The organism is Fusibacter sp. JL298sf-3 (genome assembly GCF_053842995.1).
Genome location: NZ_CM132608.1, coordinates 441989 through 457747, shown reverse-complemented (window position 1 = coordinate 457747; position 15759 = coordinate 441989). Strand labels below are relative to the sequence as shown.

Here is a 15759-nt window from a genome sequence, read left to right as displayed (position 1 = left end):
GAATTAAAATGTGAAAGGATGTACACCATGGCAAAACTATTTGAACCGTTTCAAGTTAAAAATTTAATGCTTAAAAATCGTTTGGTAATGGCGCCAATGTGTCTTTTCTGTGCAGAAGAGGACGGTATCGCAACGGCATTTCACGTACAGCACTACGCGTCTCGCGCTGTTGGTGGCGTTGGGCTGATTGTTGTGGAAGCTACCGGCGTGGAGAGTAGAGGCCGTATTTCAAGTGCCGATTTAGGTCTTTATACAGAAGCTCAGGTTGAAGCGCATCGACAGCTTGTATCCAGTGTTCATCAAATGGGGGGCAAAGTTGCTGTGCAGCTTGGACACGCCGGTGCCAAATGCGGTGTCGAAGGGGTGACGCCTATCAGCGCGTCGGCAGAGCGTTTCAGCGAGCGCTATGCGGTTCCCACGGCCATGTCGCAGGCGCTGATAGATGAAACGGTTGCCGCTTTTGCAAGTGCCGCAGAGCGTGCTGAAGCAGCTGGTTACGACGCCATCGAAATCCACGGCGCGCACGGCTATTTGATTCACCAGTTTCTGTCGCCTGTGATGAACAAGCGCACAGATCTCTATGGCGGTTCTGAAGAGAACCGTTTGAGGTTTTTAAAAGATGTATTAAACGCCGTAAAGACCAAGTGGCCGGCTGAGAAACCGATTCTTTTAAGAGTTTCCGCAGAAGACTATGCGGAAGGCGGCAATTGCCCTGAAGACATCGGCGCTATGGTTGCAAAGGTAAAGGCACTTGGCGTAGACGTGGTACACGTCAGCTCCGGTGGTGCGACACCTGAGCCCGTTCCGACATTTCCGGGGTATCAAGTCCCAATGGCGTCAGTGGTTAAAGCGTGTACCGGTTTGCCGACGATTGCAGGTGGATTGATCACTACACCTGAACACGCCGAGTCCGTGCTTGCCCGTGGGGAAGCCGACTTAATTTATTTGGGTCGAGCATTGCTCAGAGACCCATATTTCCCACACCGTGCGGCGCATGCCCTTAAGGTGGCGGACTACAAGTGGCCGGCGCCCTATGCGCGGGCTGTTGAATAGATGAAAATTAACCTTTAAAGAAATGCGCTTAGGCGCATTTTTTTTTATGCAACAAGGTTTGACGGGGAAAGGGTGCATGGATATGAATGAAGTAGCAAAATGTTAAAACTGCGGTTATACAATTGAAATACAACCAAAAACTTATGGCGGCGTTGACCTCAATGACAAAGCTGCTATAATTAAATTATCTGGAGAACTTAAGGTCCTTCGACTGATAGTTGCTATAATAGGATCGTTGGTAATTTCAACAATGCAACTGCCTTCTTATTCAATTGGTGTAAGATACTATTGACAATGCTATTAATGTGATGATAAATGTCATTGCACTTGTTGGTGGGGGCTTTGGCAATATAGCAAAGACAGTACTAAAAGAAATTTATTTTGCAGCGGAACTTGCAGCAGATTCTGGTGTTGTGAAGGCTATTGTTAAGTCAAGTGGTGGAATCACCGGATTTTTAGACGATTTAAAATCGTTTGGAAGCAATTTTATATCATCTCTAACTGGTTTTTTAGACGGTGCTAGTGCCTATCTAGAAGGTACTTGGTTAAAGGGGGCTGCTGCTTTATTCAATAGCGTATCACAAACTGTTAATGATATTGGAGCAAAACTTAATAGCTATGCACAGAGTGTTATAGAGACGGTTCAGTTGAAGTTGTCTGCTGTTTTGGTTGCAGGTAAGGGGACGAGTAATCTTGTTTCTAAGGTTGACGAGTTTGTGCAACTTGGTCAATTAACAGTAAAGAAAAATGCTGCTGGTGAAGTTACTGGTTGGATATCTACTAATGGACTAGAATATGGAATGGGTTCTACTCAGGGGAATAGAGTGTTACATGTTCTAGAACATTTGACTCCTAATCCAAAGAAACCACTACACACTGTGTTTAATATGGGAAAAGATAAAGTACTCGGTGTAATCGATGAAGCTTGGGCATTGAGAAGTAAAGCGACAAAGTCTGTTCTACAAAGTAATGGAAATCGACTTCTTGAAATTCCGATGGGTAAAGTAATTGGAACGAATGGGGAAGATGTGATGGCTATTGTTATTGAAGAAGGAACATCTAAGATTATATCAGCTTTCCCAAAGGCTAAATAGGAGGAAATTATGAAGATATGTCCATTTTGCTTGGGACAAGGAGCTATCCAAAGAGCAAAGATAATAAAAGATGACACAGAGATATTCATATGTGACGAATGTGACACCATTTGGTTTACAGAAGATTTTGACCCAGATAAATGTGGAAGTTTTAGAGATGTAATGGAAAAAAGAGGATTACAGCCACTATGGTCAGAGTTGAAAGATATTGAAGAGGTTGACTAGTTATTAAGGAGACTTAAGGTGGAGAGAATTCTCCACCTTCTTCTATATACTAAACTGACTGCAGTTATACATCTAAGGGGATGAGTAATCTTGTTGATGAACTAGCAAAAATAGCCGATGCTGATAACTTCAAAAATGGATGACTTGAACATATTTTAGCAGGTGAGTTAAATAGTAGTGGCAAAGCTGTCGGCTTCCACTATGAAGGGCTTCCTGGTTCAAAAGGAAAGGTGATTCCTGGAACAGAAAGTGCACAAAATCAGTTTGGAGTTTATAAGGCAAAAGTAGAGGTTGATGGAGTTGCAAAGGTGACTAATGGTGGATACTCAACAATGTTCCCTAAGAATTGGACCCCGCAACAAGTTGTTGACTCAATTAATGAAGCTTTCTCAAATAAGGTTTTAGTTACTGGGAATACATTTGAAGGTACACTTGCTAGTGGCATGAAAATTAGAATGTATATTGATAGTGCTGGGAAAATTATTTTTGCGTTTCCCAAATTATAGTTGGAGGTGGTTGTATTAAATATGAAAATTATTTTGAAAAGGTAAAGTTAGGAAATGGTGATGAGAGTTTGGTGATTCGATTAGAAGAACCAATAAAACTAATTGAAACATTTCTATTTGCAGATATCGAAGACGGTACAGATAGCTATGACTGGGTAATGGAAAAAATTAAATTAGTACTAAGCATGGAATCAGAGTTTGAAGAGATTTGTGGAAATATTTGCTGTATAGAAATTAAAAAGAAGATGACTAAAGTTATTGATACATTGAACCCAGATGAATCAAATAACAATTGTCAAATTGAAACATTGGAACTAAAAGAATTAATTGATATTTGGGTTACTGAATACAAGAAATATTCTAGATAAAATCAAAGAAAGTGATGGATTTGACTAAACTGTCGTTCCATCACTTTTTCATAGTATAATTGTAATTGAACTGACTGCATTTCTACACCATCCAACCAGATGTAATAGTTGTCACAGAATTCAAAAAAACTAAGTAGGAATAGACTGCATAAAGCTGAAAAATTTGCGATATAAAGAGTAATATATCCCATCAAATTACAATTACAGCTGAATCATGGGTTCCTATTCATTTACACGGAAAAAGCCCACTGCATGTGCTGGGCGTGTAAGATTGTCTGTGTAAAGTATGATTTGTTATAATCAACTAAGACCAGATGGAGGCTTATAAACAATGGCAAAAAGAAAAAAGAACCCAGCATCGAAACAACTCATGGAACACCTCATTGAAAACTACGAAATCAAAACTGCCCTAGACGTTCAAGAAGCACTTAAAGATATGTTTGCAGAAACCCTAGAAAACATGCTTGAGGCAGAGTTAGATGAACACCTAGGTTATTATAAAAATGAACATGGCGCTGCTGAAACAACGAACAGACGTAATGGAAAAACTCGAAAGAAAGTCCTAAGCCAGCTTGGTGATGTCGAGCTTAACGTTCCACGCGATCGAGAGTCTAGTTTTGAGCCCAAAATTGTTGAGAAGGGTCAAAAGGATGTCGTTGGCATTGAAGAGAAAGTACTCTCTATGTATGGCAGAGGCCAGTCTCAGCGTGATATTGAAGCAACAATCGATGAAATCTATGGCTTTAAAATGAGCCATGAAACGGTGTCGAAAATTACTGATAAAATCATTCCTCTGATTACTGAGTTTAGGTCTAGAGCGCTTAAACCCTTTTACCCCTTTGTCTTCGTAGATGCCATGTATGTCCCTGTCAAAACAGAACAAGGTGCTGGCCAAAAAGCGCTTTATAACATCATTGGCATTGATGTAGAAGGCAGAAAAGAAGTTCTAGGTTTTTGGCTATCTGAAGGTGAAAACAGCCGTGAATGGTTACAAATCCTCGAAGAAATCAAACGTCGTGGTGTTAAAGATATCTTATTTGTGTCGCTAGATGGCCTATCAGGTCTTGAAGACGCGATTCAAGTTATCTATCCAAATGTTAACCTACAGCGCTGTATAGTTCACCTTATGCGTAATGCTACGCGTTATATTCCACGTAAAGACTGGGTTAAATTTACCAAGGATATAAAATCCGTTTATCGGGCTGTAAGTCTTGATGAAGCTGAGGTTCTCTTTGAAGCGTTTAAAGAAAACTGGGCAAAAAATGGTGCAGCAGTTGCCGTTTGGGAGAAAAACTGGTCATCGATAGAGAACCTTTTTACCTACCCAGAAAACATAAGAAAGCTGATTTATACAACGAACACCATAGAAAGTTATCACAATCAACTCAGAAAAGTAACGAATAGAAAAGGGGCATTTCCAAACGAAACGTCGCTCTTTAAGCTACTCTTTTTACGCATTAACGATATTCAAAAGACATGGTCCAGACCTGTTCATAATTGGCCCAAAGTGCTCAATGAATTGGTTCTCATTTTTGAGGATCGTATCACTCAACACCTTAAGTTCTAATTCAAATTTACACAGAATGCTTGACAGGCCCAGAAATCTGTCCAGTTAAGTATAGCCTATCCAACGATGTGTTTGAAATTTTTATGGATGGGGATGTTGTAGGTACAGCAGGAGAAACATATATCAGAGTTGTTACTAAATCTGGTACAAATGAAATAATATCTGCTTATCCGATACTAGCTTCTAAAGTCAAACCGTAGGAGAATGTTTATGGAAAAGTTTAAAATGTCAGGGAAAACAATTTTCTGCAGAGAATGTTTGCCAGGTGCATATGGTCATGTGATAAGAGTGTTCATTAAGAAACTAAACAGACATGTTTATGTTTGTGATGAGTGTGAGATTGTGTGGGAAACTATCGAGGATTTAAATTGTAATAAGTTCGTCTACTTAGATAATTTCACACATAAAAATGGACTAAAAGAATCTTGGCAAGACTTCAGTGAAGTGAATAGTGAATGGTATACTGAAGAGGAGTTAGACATCTAATCTTAGTAAGTATATTGTGAGACATATTTGAAAGTTGGTGATGGAGTAGTCTGTTTTTAGATACTTCATCATCAACTTTATTGTATAATGACTATTGAACTGACTGCAGTTTTACATCTGAGAGGACGAGTAAAATCCTTAAGAAATTTGATGATGTATCTCGATGTGTCGTAATATAATGGTAAATTTCCAGATGACTTTAGAGGCAGAAGCTCTTGGGGGGAATTCTAAATTAGGTAATCTGGATGACGTTACACCCGGAAAAAGCATTTTCGGAGATATTTTTAAGAACAAAGGAAAATCCTTTACAGACCTCTGACGGGCGTATCTGGTATAAAGCGGATATAAAATATGATTCTAGTTACAGAAGTTCGGATAGGTTGTTGTATTCGAATGGTGGACTTGTTTACAAGAGTACAGGCCACTATAAAATATTTACTAAGATAGAATAAGAGTTGATAACATTGGATAAAGTGATTTTACATGGAGATAATTTTGAAAGTATAGAACGGCTTCATAAATTTTTAAAAGACAAGCTAGAGCTTCCAGACTATTACGGAGAGAATCTTAATGCATTATGGGACGGCTTGACTGCATGGGTTGATTTACCACTTGTTGTTGAAATTCAAAGGGTTGATTTATTCAAAAATAAACTCGGTAATGATGCAAGTGAGTTTATTCAGCTCTTAGAAGAAGCAGTAGATGAAATTGAAGGTTTCAATTTAGAAATTAAGTAAGAAAAAAATTAAAAGTTAGACCCCCAAAATCCAACTATCGCGAATGAGGCGGTAGTTAGACATAGATGTCTTTCTACCGCTTTTTTATGAGCAGCTCCCAGTGCCTAGCGAAACCAATACCAAAACAACTATAAAGGCCACACTTGTTAGCCCGGCTTGAAATTTTAGTATCTACAAGTCGCTTAACATCTTAAAAGGGCATTTAAACTTAGATGAATAAATACTGAGAATCCCCAGTTACCCCCACGTATGAACCCCCCCCCAAAAAGGTTAGACCCCCAAAATCCAACTATCGCGGCAGTCGTTTTTTTATGGTTAAAACACCACAATGTTGAAATAACTGTTATGAAATGTTAGAATAGACAAAATACATAATGAAAGGCATACAACTTATGAACCGTTTTTTAAAAAAAGAACTCATTGCCCAAATAGGCTACATCCTCAGCTTGGTCGTGCTCAACATGCTACTGACCCTGATCGTACTGGCCATTCCCTTGATACAGGGCGAGTTGGTCGACGTCTTTGTTTACTCGAAGAGCATGAGAGCCTTCTACCGCGGGTTGGCTTGGTTAATCGCCCTTACCGCAGTTCAACTAATCGTACGCTACTTTGCAACGCGCTTGAGCTGGGTAAAAAAAGAAGCGTCAATCCTGAAACTGAATCAAAAAATATTAGGGCGACTCTTTAAGAGCAACACAGAGCAGGTAATTGCATATGAAGGCACCTACCTGCATTCGAGAATCTTACAAGACAGTGCTGTAATCATAGAGTTTTTTTACATCACCGTCAGCACATTGGCCAGCAACCTTTTGCTGATGTTCGTCGCATCAGCCATTTTGTTTAGTGTCAACGCCTATATTCTCTTGTCGCTGGCCGTGTTTATACCGGTATATCTCTTCATCTATTGGCTGTTCAAAGAAAAACTGTATGCCGCATCAAAAGAAACCATAGAGGCGGGGGACGCCTGTTTTTCAGTTCGAAATACCTGCTATAGAAACTACACTGAGATCAAAGCGCGAAAGAGAGAAGAAGAAGCCCAAAAAGGACTTCGAGTAAAAGAGTCCGTCTTAATGGCGTGTATTCGCAAGAACGTTCTTCTAAATTACGTTCTTTCCTCAGTAAAAATAGGCACCAACGCCACCTTTCAGTTTCTGGGGTTTGCAATAGGTGGGTTAGCGGTATTAAACGGTCACATGACCCTCGGTGTCTTTACCTACGTCATACAATACTTTGCCATGCTGCTGGGCACAACCGAAGAATTGTTAACCGTGGGTGCCGGCTACCAAAAATACAAGGCTTCTCTTGTGCGATTAAACGATGTGCTTCACATCCAAGAAGACATCGATGGCGAAGGGGTAATAGATTCGGTGGAGGCCATAGAGTTCAACAGTCTCAACTACAGATACCGAGGTGCAGAGCGCACTCTGTATCGAGCAGGTCTTACCGGCACATTTGAATCAAACAACCTGTACATCCTCTTGGGAGAAAACGGTGTGGGAAAATCCACTTTGTTTATGCTGCTGACAGGTGTATACGGTAATAGACAATTAGAAGGTGAGCTTTCGATTAATGGATTGCCCTTAGAGGCTATTGATACAAATTACTTTAGAAAGAACTGTGTTTCTATCATGTTGCAGCAGTCTACGGACATTGGATTGACTGTACGCGAATACATGTCCACCGTGGTCTTGGAAAGCGTTCTCGAAGAACTTCTGACACAAGAGGCATACAAAAACGTGTTTAAAACCCCTTTCTTTGATTTGCATGAGGTATGGGACAAACCGTTTGATGTCTTGTCAGGGGGAGAAAAGCAACTGATTAATCTGTTGGCCTGTGTCTCTAAAAAGGCATCTCTTTACCTTTTGGATGAACCGACGGCACATGTTTTTCCCGGTTTAAAAAGAAGTGTCGCCATTTTACTCGAGCATCTAGCTGAGTCGGGAACGCTTGTCATCGTGTCTACACACGAGGACGCATTGTTTTCAAATGCGCAGTCGTACCGTTTGGGGTAGTCATAATAGCCCTTGCTTCAAATGGTTAAATCAAGCATCTATTAACGATTTAACTCTATGGAGAAAGTTCCGGTTTTTCATTGAGCACAACGTGTTCAGTAGAGACATTTAAAGCCATCGTCGTTTCTTACGAACCCTTTGAAGGGGAGATGTGGGAAAATCCGTTGTTTGATAAATGGAAGACGCATTACGGTGGACAGAAACTTAAATAAATTGTATGAACATAAAAAAAGCAGGCGCCTCTTATGAGCAGTCCTGCTTTTTTGGTGCGCTTTTTTTAGTCGATGAGTATAAGGAACTCTACTGGGTGACGGTTTTCATCTAACAGTACAAACATTGGATTGCTATACGCTGAAGGCTTGATTATTTTGGCGATGTTTTCATTGGATCCCGACGAAATATATGAGGTGTCGTGCGCATAGAACTCTAAAGCCGGAAAAGTGCGCGTCTCGAAGAGGGCTATTTTATTTTGTAACGACTCTAATAAGTGAGACTCTTGCATAATTAACTCGATAATTTGAGAAAAAGGCTTAATCCTAAGTAACAGCCCCTGCCATGCTTTCAAATTTCAATCTTTTGTTGTTCATTATGCTACTAAGAGTTCCTCATTTCTGTTTACTTTAACTTTTGAAGCGATGGTTCCTGCAACCAACGCAATGCAATTTAACAACGCATGAACAGTTGCTTTCTTGATACCTTTAGACCGGATTGAATTCAAATTTAAAATCGTCTTTAGTCGACCGTTGCAACGTTCAACAGAAGTTCGCTTGTTGTATAGAGTCTTCCATTGATCAGATGATCTTAACGGATATCCGATTTGTCTTGGATTTTCTTTACGATTTATCTTGAGCGTATAACCATAATTGCTTGATGAACACCATGCACTCCCATGTGGACAGTTACATTTCCCCAGTACTTGTGGACATCTAAATTTCATGTAATCGCCGTCAATCCCCCAATAAACGAGTTTGTAACCACCAGAACAGACTGGATGAAACTCATCATCTAACCCTTCTGGGGCGGCGTGACTGCCTCTTGGGTTGTAGGCTATGATTGGAGTAGCTTCAAAGTGATTTATTACTGCATCATAGACAGAATTATAATCATATCCAGAGTCCATCGCATAGAACAATGGTCTAAACAGATCTCTATACTGCTTTAGAAACTCTTCAATCAGTGGAACTGCAATTGTTCCATCATGAACATTCGCTGGTGTTACCATAACTGAAAGTGGTAATTCACTGTATGAATCGCTCAGGATATGAAGTTTCCATCCAAACCAACGAATGTTATTACCGTGAGTATCGCGCTTCATTCCCCAGTTTGGGTTGGTGCCGTCATCTACAATATCTTTCTTTGGTTTTGAGGCTTCGAAAGCATCTACCTTAGTAGAGTCTATTGAAATATGACTACCATCAACAATTCCTAATTCTTTAGCATGAACAACTAAATCACCGAATAGTTTCAGCAACGCATCTGATTCTGACAGCTTATCTGCGAATCTGCTGAAAGTGGCTTCTGATGGTACTTTGGATAACACCTCAAAACCACAGTTATAACGTAACACTGGGTTCTCTTTCAACTGTCTCACCAACTCGCTGGTGGTCGAAATTCTCAGAATTTGCTTAGCAATTAATGCGTAAATCATCGGTGCGACTCTGTAACCTTTTGGACCTCTCAAATGACTCTGTTTAGATAATGCCGCAACCAAAGGTGAGATGTTGATCTGAGCAAGAATTAATTCCAATTTCGTTTCTTGCTGAAAGTTCATAATTTCTTCAAAGGAAAATAGACATGTTTGTCGAATATACATAAGTGGAAACTTCCTCCTTCGTTTGGATTGTGTTTGCTGCCACTTATATAATTCGACGTTTGGGGTGAAGTTTCCTTTTTGTTTCTTTAAAAACTTGTTAAATCAACGGTTATAAATTATGCAATTTTCTCAAGTAAGAAGCCTGTATCAGCTTGGTGCCCATTTCTTTATTTTCTGAAACATAAATATTGGCAGCTGACACATGGTTATCGAGGAAGAAAAACGGTACAGTTTTTAATTTTTCTTCAAGAGATTGAACGTCGTCGACGTCGAGGGTGGTAATAGGGGTATCTTTAGCAATTGACGATGCGTTTTCTTCGTAATAGCGGTCAATGTGCATGGCTTCTATTGTGAGTGTCATCGTTTTATCGGCTTTACTTGAAAAACCAAATTTCGACTGCATTGCCGATTGAGGCTGGTACTTGTCGATGATGTTGTGTCTATGTGCCAACTGCTGACCGTTTTCAAAGGTTTTTATATCGACCACTAGCGGTTCACCTGCCCATTCGGTGAATGCGCCGGTTTTGTATTGGCAGTTGATAAGGTGAAACAATGGTTTTTGCTCGATGGTGATGTCGAATAAGGTATCTTCTAAAATATGCGACATCGTAACATCGCCGAGGTCGACGGTATAAGTTGCCGAATAACCCGATAGGCTGCCGGGAGGTGTGTCCGACGCAATGGCACCTATGCCTATTAAATGCGACTTCAGGGTCTTATCAGGGGTGTTTTTTAGAGGGGTTTCTAAGGCCATGAAGGAAATTAAAATCATATCTTTGCGTTGAAAAGTGTTCGTCTTTAGAGCCGTCGCTGTTGCTTCGTCTACGAGACCGATTTCAGTTGCAAAATCAACAGAAGCTCTGTAGTCAAAATCACTGTTGTCATACCCCAGTGCTTTTAACACAAAAGTCATGTAGTCGAGAGCTGTCGCAGGCTGATTGGCACCAAAAGAATCAGCACTTATACCTGAAGTTATCCCCTTTTCATACATGTAACCGACGATAGCATCGGCCCATTTGGGAACATCGTTAAATGGATGCAGGTAGTTTTCTTTTGGGAGTTCCTCAGTTGCGCCTGTTAAATTAATGAGCATTGCCGATATTTCAGCGCGATTCGGCGTGCGTTCCAACTCGAAACCTTTGTCGCTGCCTTTTAAAAGGCCCAAGGTTTTTAGAGACTCAGCATAGTTGATATCTGTGGTAGAAAAGCTGGGTGTTAGTAGTGCTGTAGAGAGCAACACGGTCGTCAAAGCGGCAGAAATTTTCTTCTTTTTCATAATAGAGCTCCTTTATAATTGTTTATAGCAACACAATTGTATCATAAAGAAAATATGGAAACAAGTGGGTTTTGTATTTTGATTAGTGGTCTATCGTACGCGGAAAGGCGATTGACCTTCGCCTCCTCTCTTTAATGCCAATTGTCATATCGGCCTGAACCTGTTATGATGGTAGTTATAAAGAAAACCAAAGGACTGATAGACACATGAAAAAAATAGTACTGGGCATTATGGCACACGTCGACGCTGGTAAGACGACGCTGTCTGAAAGCATGCTCTATTTAACCGGTCAAATAAAGAAACTCGGACGCGTCGACAACCAAGACGCTTTTTTAGACACCTACGCACTGGAAAAGGCGCGAGGCGTCACCATCTTTTCAAAACAAGCGCTCTTTGACTTAGGTGAAAAGCGCGTCACTTTGTTGGATACACCGGGACACGTCGATTTTTCTGCAGAAATGGAGCGCACATTACAGGTGCTGGACTACGCGGTTTTGGTCGTCAGTGCTACTGATGGTGTCCAAGGGCATACGAAGACCCTATGGCAACTTTTGAAGCGCTATGGCATCCCAACATTTATTTTTGTCAACAAAATGGATCAACCCGGCGCCAATCGCGAAGATGTGATGCGCCACTTACGCCTTCAGTTGGACGAGCGATGCATGGCTTTTGACACAGAGCCAAGTGCGGCGTTCTTCGAGGAAGTGGCCCTTACCAGTGAAGAGACGATGAACACCTATTTATCGGCGGGAGCACTTTCAAAGTCGGCGCTTTCAAAGGCGATCCAGAAGCGCACGCTATTTCCGTGCTACTTCGGTTCCGCTTTAAAAGTAGAAGGGGTAGAAGCCTTTCTCGAGGGGCTTGATACCTATACCGTCGCACCGGCGTACGGGACTGAGTTCGGCGCTAAAATATTTAAAGTGACACGAGATGATCAGGGGATGCGACTGACGCATATGAAGATTGTCGGTGGCGAGCTCGCAGTGAAAGACGTTTTAAAAGGCCATCACTGGGAGGAGAAGGTCAATCAGATACGCCTTTATTCAGGCGAGAAATACAGCGCCGTCTCACACGTTGAAGCAGGAACTGTCTGCGCAGTGACTGGGCCTGTGACCTCGAGACCTGGAGAGGGACTTGGCATCTCAAAGGCTTCTGAAAAGCCGATTTTAGAACCGGTGCTCTCCTATCGAATACTTTTGTCCGATGGCGACGACCCCAAGGTGCTTTTGCCAAAACTCAAACAGCTTGAGGAAGAGGAACCGACGTACCGATTTGTATGGGTTGAGAAATACGGCGAAATCCTCGTTCAGATTATGGGGGAAGTGCAAACTGAAATTCTTCAAAGTATAGTGTTAGAACGCTTTGACACGTCTATTGACTTCGATGCGGGACATATTGTCTACAAGGAGACCATCGCCAATACTGTTGAAGGGGTGGGCCATTTTGAACCGCTCCGTCATTACGCAGAGGTCCATTTGTTGCTGGAGCCTGGGGAGCGGGGCAGCGGTCTCGTCTTTGAAACGCGTTGCAGTGAAGACGTCCTCAGCAAAAATTGGCAACGCCTAGTGCTGTCGCATCTGGAAGAGCGCGCACACATTGGGGTGCTCACAGGGGCCGATATTACCGACATGCGCATTGCGCTGGTCGCCGGACGCGGTCACAACCGCCATACAGAGGGCGGCGACTTTAGAGAGGCGACTTTTAGAGCGTTGCGTCAAGGGCTCAAAGAAGCGAAGAACGTGCTTCTAGAACCTTATTACGATTTTCAAATGACCTTGCAAGAAACTCTTGTGGGACGTGCCATGTCGGACATTGAAAGAATGCATGGCACCTGCGAAGTGACGCAGGCGACGGGCGGTTCAACCACACTGACCGGCAGTGCGCCGGTGGCCACTATGCGCAACTATCAGCGGTCGTTTGTGGCGTATACCAAAGGCATCGGCCAACTGTTTATGACCCCGAAAGGCTACGCCCCTTGCCACAATACGGAAGCTGTTATCGAGGCGTCAGGTTACGATTCAGAACGCGACACCGACAACCCGACAGGATCTGTTTTTTGTACAAAGGGATCGAGCTTTACGGTGCCGTGGGACGAAGTCAAAGCGCATATGCACCTTGAGGCCCATTTGCCTCCTGAGCGCCCAGGGGCTCTAGAAGACGTAGAAGACATCCCTCGAGAAACGCAGAGAGAAAGTATCAGTCTCGAGGAAATCGACAACATTTTAAGTCGCGCTTCCTACGCCAATCAAGGGAGAAAAGAAGTGTGGTTAAAAAAGCGTCCCAAAGTCACTTACAGCACTTCTGAGGGGCGTCCTTATCGCCCTAACCGACATTTAAAAGAAATTATGCTCGTCGACGGCTACAACGTTCTATTTGCGTGGCCCGAGCTTAAAGCGATGGCGGAATCGCACATGGAGGCGGCAAAAGGTAAACTGTTGGATATCTTGAGCAACTACCAAGGGCTTCGGCAATGCGAGCTCATTGTGGTTTTCGATGCCTACAAAGTCAAAGGACGCCGTGAGGAAATGACCGATTACCACAACATACGTGTGGTCTATACCGCAGAAGCGCAGACTGCGGACCAATACATTGAAAAATACGCTTATCAGAACAAAGACAAATACCGTATAACAGTTGTGACGTCAGATGGCTTGCAACAAATTATTATACGAGGGGCGGGATCGGATTTAATCTCGGCAAGGGAGTTGCTTGAGATTATTGAAGACGCAAGCGCGTCGGCGCAGGCGGCGTATCGCCAGAGTGAAACCACTGTGCGTACCACATTGGAAGATGTCTTAAAAACGGATGATGAAAAATGATAATTCTTAGAGGAGCTTCCTGTATGATTTAAATATAGGGAACTTCAAGAAAGAAGGTTGAGAAAAAAATACCTCAGAGTAAAATAAGATTACTGACTTTGTCGGTTAGTAAAAAAAATCTTATTGAACAGAGAGGTATTCTAAAATGAATTTTAACACACAAAACGCAAAAATTGAATCAATCACTGTAAAAACATTAATCGTTGGCATTGACGCTTACAGTGAAACGCATTTCGCTCGAGCATTTGATTGGAGAAATTACGAGTATTCAAAAAGTGCATTAGAGTTTAGCAACACAGAAATGGGCTTTAGGCTGTTCAAAGCATGGATGGAAGATATTGCGGAAAAATCGGGAAAAGAAGTTGTGATCCCTGTAATGGAACCAACAGGGCATTATTGGTTCAACCTAGGGTCATTCCTGCAGGACAACGGAATGAGACCGGTTCTTGTGAATCCTCATCATGTGAAGAAATCCAAAGAACTTGATGATAACACTCCAAACAAGAGTGATCGCAAGGATCCTAAAACAATAGCAACGCTGGTCAATGAAGGTAGATTTTCCTATCCGTATATACCAACAGGCGTTTATGCAGAGCTAAGAGGACTTTCCAACCTGAGGTTTCGGGTACAGGAAGAACTCACAAGAATCAAGAACCGCATGGCCAGATGGTACAGTATCTATTTTCCGGAGATAAAAGACGTTTACAGGAATCTAGATGCTGTCAGCGGAATGATGATTATCAAAGAAGCACCGCTGCCAACAGACATAGTAAGGCTGGGCGTGGACGGTGTAAATAAGATTTGGAGAGACGCAAAGCTGAGAGGCGCTGGCCTAAAGAGGGCAATGACCTTGATGACGGCCGCAGCTAACAGCATCGGAAACCGTGAGGCGAAAGAGTGCGCACGACTGGAGATCAGACTATTGCTAAATGACTATGAAGTTTATAGGCATCGAATGGATGAATTGATGAGAAAGATAGAAGAAAAGCTATCAGAGATTCCCGATATTGATAAGTTGTTGGAGATTAAAGGCATAGGAATGAAGACCGTCAGTGGCTTCATAGCGGAGGTGGGTGACATTGGACGTTTTGATAACCCCAAGCAGCTACAGAAATTGGCCGGTTATGCGATTGTAAGTACGAGCTCGGGAAAACATAAGGGCGAGAGCCACATAAGCTATAGGGGCCGTAAACGATTGCGATATGTTTTATATGAAGCAGCTATATCGGTCATCGGAAAGAACGATGATTTTAAGGAAATCCATGCTTACTACAGGATGCGGAAGAATAATCCGCTAAAGAAGATGCAGTCGGTGGTAGCAGTGGCTTGTAAAGTCCTTCGTATATTCTGGGCTATCCTGACAAAGGGTGTGCGTTATAACGGCTCAAAAATGCTTAGTGACATCCGAAGACCGGCAGAATATTTAGAAGCATCATAAAGTAACAAATAAGCTTCACGGTAGAATCGCAGCTGGCCTCAAGAATCAAGCAATCGAAACAGGTTTGATTCTTGAAGCCAGCTACGATAAAGAACTTGTGGAAGCTGAAAAACAGGAAGTACCCGAAAAGAAAAAACGCAGACTGTAGCAGGAAAACGTCCACTGAAAGAGTGCTGTTGCAGGAAGCCAGTCAGTAATCAAAAACAAAGAATGAGCCAGTAGTCGGCAGGAATATTTTCCAGAGGGCAAAGACCCTGACGAGGAGCTAAGCTGACACCCTGGTTATGGATAGGCGGAACGAAGGAAGTTAGGACACTTGCAGAAGTGTAAGATGATCCTGGTAGATACGGGAGGTGCGCTGTCAT

The 15759-nt window shown here is 42.2% G+C and carries 14 protein-coding genes and 1 pseudogene; 12 read left to right on the top strand and 3 right to left on the bottom strand.

Annotation, left to right across the window (positions count from 1 at the left end):
* The first annotated feature begins 27 nt into the window (after window positions 1–27).
* The 10 genes and pseudogenes from ACR6HW_RS02245 to ACR6HW_RS02200 all read left to right on the top strand — a co-directional run.
* Entirely contained in the window at window positions 28–1053 is a 1026-nt protein-coding gene (locus tag ACR6HW_RS02245) for an oxidoreductase (RefSeq protein WP_455729546.1), read from the top strand.
* A 305-nt stretch (window positions 1054–1358) separates the two neighbouring features.
* Window positions 1359–2147, top strand: a complete 789-nt coding sequence (locus ACR6HW_RS02240; RefSeq protein WP_455729545.1) for a hypothetical protein — start codon at window positions 1359–1361, stop codon at window positions 2145–2147.
* A 9-nt stretch (window positions 2148–2156) separates the two neighbouring features.
* Window positions 2157–2372, top strand: coding sequence for a hypothetical protein (locus ACR6HW_RS02235; protein WP_455729544.1), 216 nt, complete (start codon window positions 2157–2159; stop codon window positions 2370–2372).
* 152 nt (window positions 2373–2524) lie between these two features.
* On the top strand, window positions 2525–2878 hold the full coding sequence (locus ACR6HW_RS02230; protein ID WP_455730848.1) for an EndoU domain-containing protein: 354 nt from the start codon (window positions 2525–2527) through the stop codon (window positions 2876–2878).
* Window positions 2879–2949: 71 nt separating this feature from the next.
* Window positions 2950–3246 (top strand): hypothetical protein, encoded by a 297-nt coding sequence (locus tag ACR6HW_RS02225; protein ID WP_455729543.1) that lies wholly within the window; start codon window positions 2950–2952, stop codon window positions 3244–3246.
* A 331-nt stretch (window positions 3247–3577) separates the two neighbouring features.
* Window positions 3578–4813: an IS256 family transposase gene (locus tag ACR6HW_RS02220; RefSeq protein WP_455729542.1), complete on the top strand. Its 1236-nt coding sequence runs from the start codon at window positions 3578–3580 to the stop codon at window positions 4811–4813.
* A 210-nt stretch (window positions 4814–5023) separates the two neighbouring features.
* Complete coding sequence (locus ACR6HW_RS02215) at window positions 5024–5299, top strand: hypothetical protein (protein WP_455729541.1); 276 nt, start codon at window positions 5024–5026, stop codon at window positions 5297–5299.
* 473 nt (window positions 5300–5772) lie between these two features.
* Window positions 5773–6036 carry a barstar family protein gene (locus tag ACR6HW_RS02210; RefSeq protein WP_455730847.1) on the top strand — a complete coding sequence of 88 codons (264 nt, stop codon included), beginning with the start codon at window positions 5773–5775 and terminating at the stop codon, window positions 6034–6036.
* A gap of 392 nt (window positions 6037–6428) precedes the next feature.
* The gene (locus tag ACR6HW_RS02205; RefSeq protein WP_455729540.1) at window positions 6429–8048 is read left to right on the top strand and encodes an ATP-binding cassette domain-containing protein; all 1620 of its coding nucleotides are present in this window, start codon (window positions 6429–6431) and stop codon (window positions 8046–8048) included.
* 68 nt (window positions 8049–8116) lie between these two features.
* Window positions 8117–8260, top strand: a pseudogene (locus ACR6HW_RS02200) (DUF5780 domain-containing protein); the annotation flags it as partial.
* Window positions 8261–8325: 65 nt separating this feature from the next.
* On the opposite strand, the gene ACR6HW_RS02195 reads toward ACR6HW_RS02200, so the two are convergent.
* The 3 genes from ACR6HW_RS02195 to ACR6HW_RS02185 all read right to left on the bottom strand — a co-directional run bounded on the left by ACR6HW_RS02195 (window position 8326) and on the right by ACR6HW_RS02185 (window position 11137).
* Complete coding sequence (locus ACR6HW_RS02195; RefSeq protein WP_455729539.1) at window positions 8326–8613, bottom strand: hypothetical protein; 288 nt, start codon at window positions 8611–8613, stop codon at window positions 8326–8328.
* A 21-nt stretch (window positions 8614–8634) separates the two neighbouring features.
* Window positions 8635–9861 (bottom strand): transposase, encoded by a 1227-nt coding sequence (locus ACR6HW_RS02190; RefSeq protein ID WP_455727774.1) that lies wholly within the window; start codon window positions 9859–9861, stop codon window positions 8635–8637.
* Window positions 9862–9970: 109 nt separating this feature from the next.
* Entirely contained in the window at window positions 9971–11137 is a 1167-nt protein-coding gene (locus ACR6HW_RS02185; protein ID WP_455729538.1) for an S-layer homology domain-containing protein, read from the bottom strand.
* A 206-nt stretch (window positions 11138–11343) separates the two neighbouring features.
* On the opposite strand from ACR6HW_RS02185, the gene ACR6HW_RS02180 reads away from it, so the two are divergent.
* Both ACR6HW_RS02180 and ACR6HW_RS02175 read left to right on the top strand, forming a co-directional pair.
* Window positions 11344–13956, top strand: a complete 2613-nt coding sequence (locus tag ACR6HW_RS02180) for an NYN domain-containing protein (RefSeq protein WP_455729537.1) — start codon at window positions 11344–11346, stop codon at window positions 13954–13956.
* 145 nt (window positions 13957–14101) lie between these two features.
* The gene (locus ACR6HW_RS02175; RefSeq protein ID WP_455729536.1) at window positions 14102–15394 is read left to right on the top strand and encodes an IS110 family RNA-guided transposase; all 1293 of its coding nucleotides are present in this window, start codon (window positions 14102–14104) and stop codon (window positions 15392–15394) included.
* The last annotated feature ends 365 nt before the right edge of the window (window positions 15395–15759 follow it).

Coding starts and splice junctions, on each gene's coding strand:
- ACR6HW_RS02215 (WP_455729541.1), top strand. CDS start 5,024: ATGGAAAAGTTTAAAATGTCAGGGAAAACAATTTTCTGCAGAGAATGT.
- ACR6HW_RS02180 (WP_455729537.1), top strand. CDS start 11,344: ATGAAAAAAATAGTACTGGGCATTATGGCACACGTCGACGCTGGTAAG.
- ACR6HW_RS02185 (WP_455729538.1), bottom strand. CDS start 11,137: ATGAAAAAGAAGAAAATTTCTGCCGCTTTGACGACCGTGTTGCTCTCT.
- ACR6HW_RS02175 (WP_455729536.1), top strand. CDS start 14,102: ATGAATTTTAACACACAAAACGCAAAAATTGAATCAATCACTGTAAAA.
- ACR6HW_RS02220 (WP_455729542.1), top strand. CDS start 3,578: ATGGCAAAAAGAAAAAAGAACCCAGCATCGAAACAACTCATGGAACAC.
- ACR6HW_RS02190 (WP_455727774.1), bottom strand. CDS start 9,861: ATGTATATTCGACAAACATGTCTATTTTCCTTTGAAGAAATTATGAAC.
- ACR6HW_RS02235 (WP_455729544.1), top strand. CDS start 2,157: ATGAAGATATGTCCATTTTGCTTGGGACAAGGAGCTATCCAAAGAGCA.
- ACR6HW_RS02205 (WP_455729540.1), top strand. CDS start 6,429: ATGAACCGTTTTTTAAAAAAAGAACTCATTGCCCAAATAGGCTACATC.
- ACR6HW_RS02245 (WP_455729546.1), top strand. CDS start 28: ATGGCAAAACTATTTGAACCGTTTCAAGTTAAAAATTTAATGCTTAAA.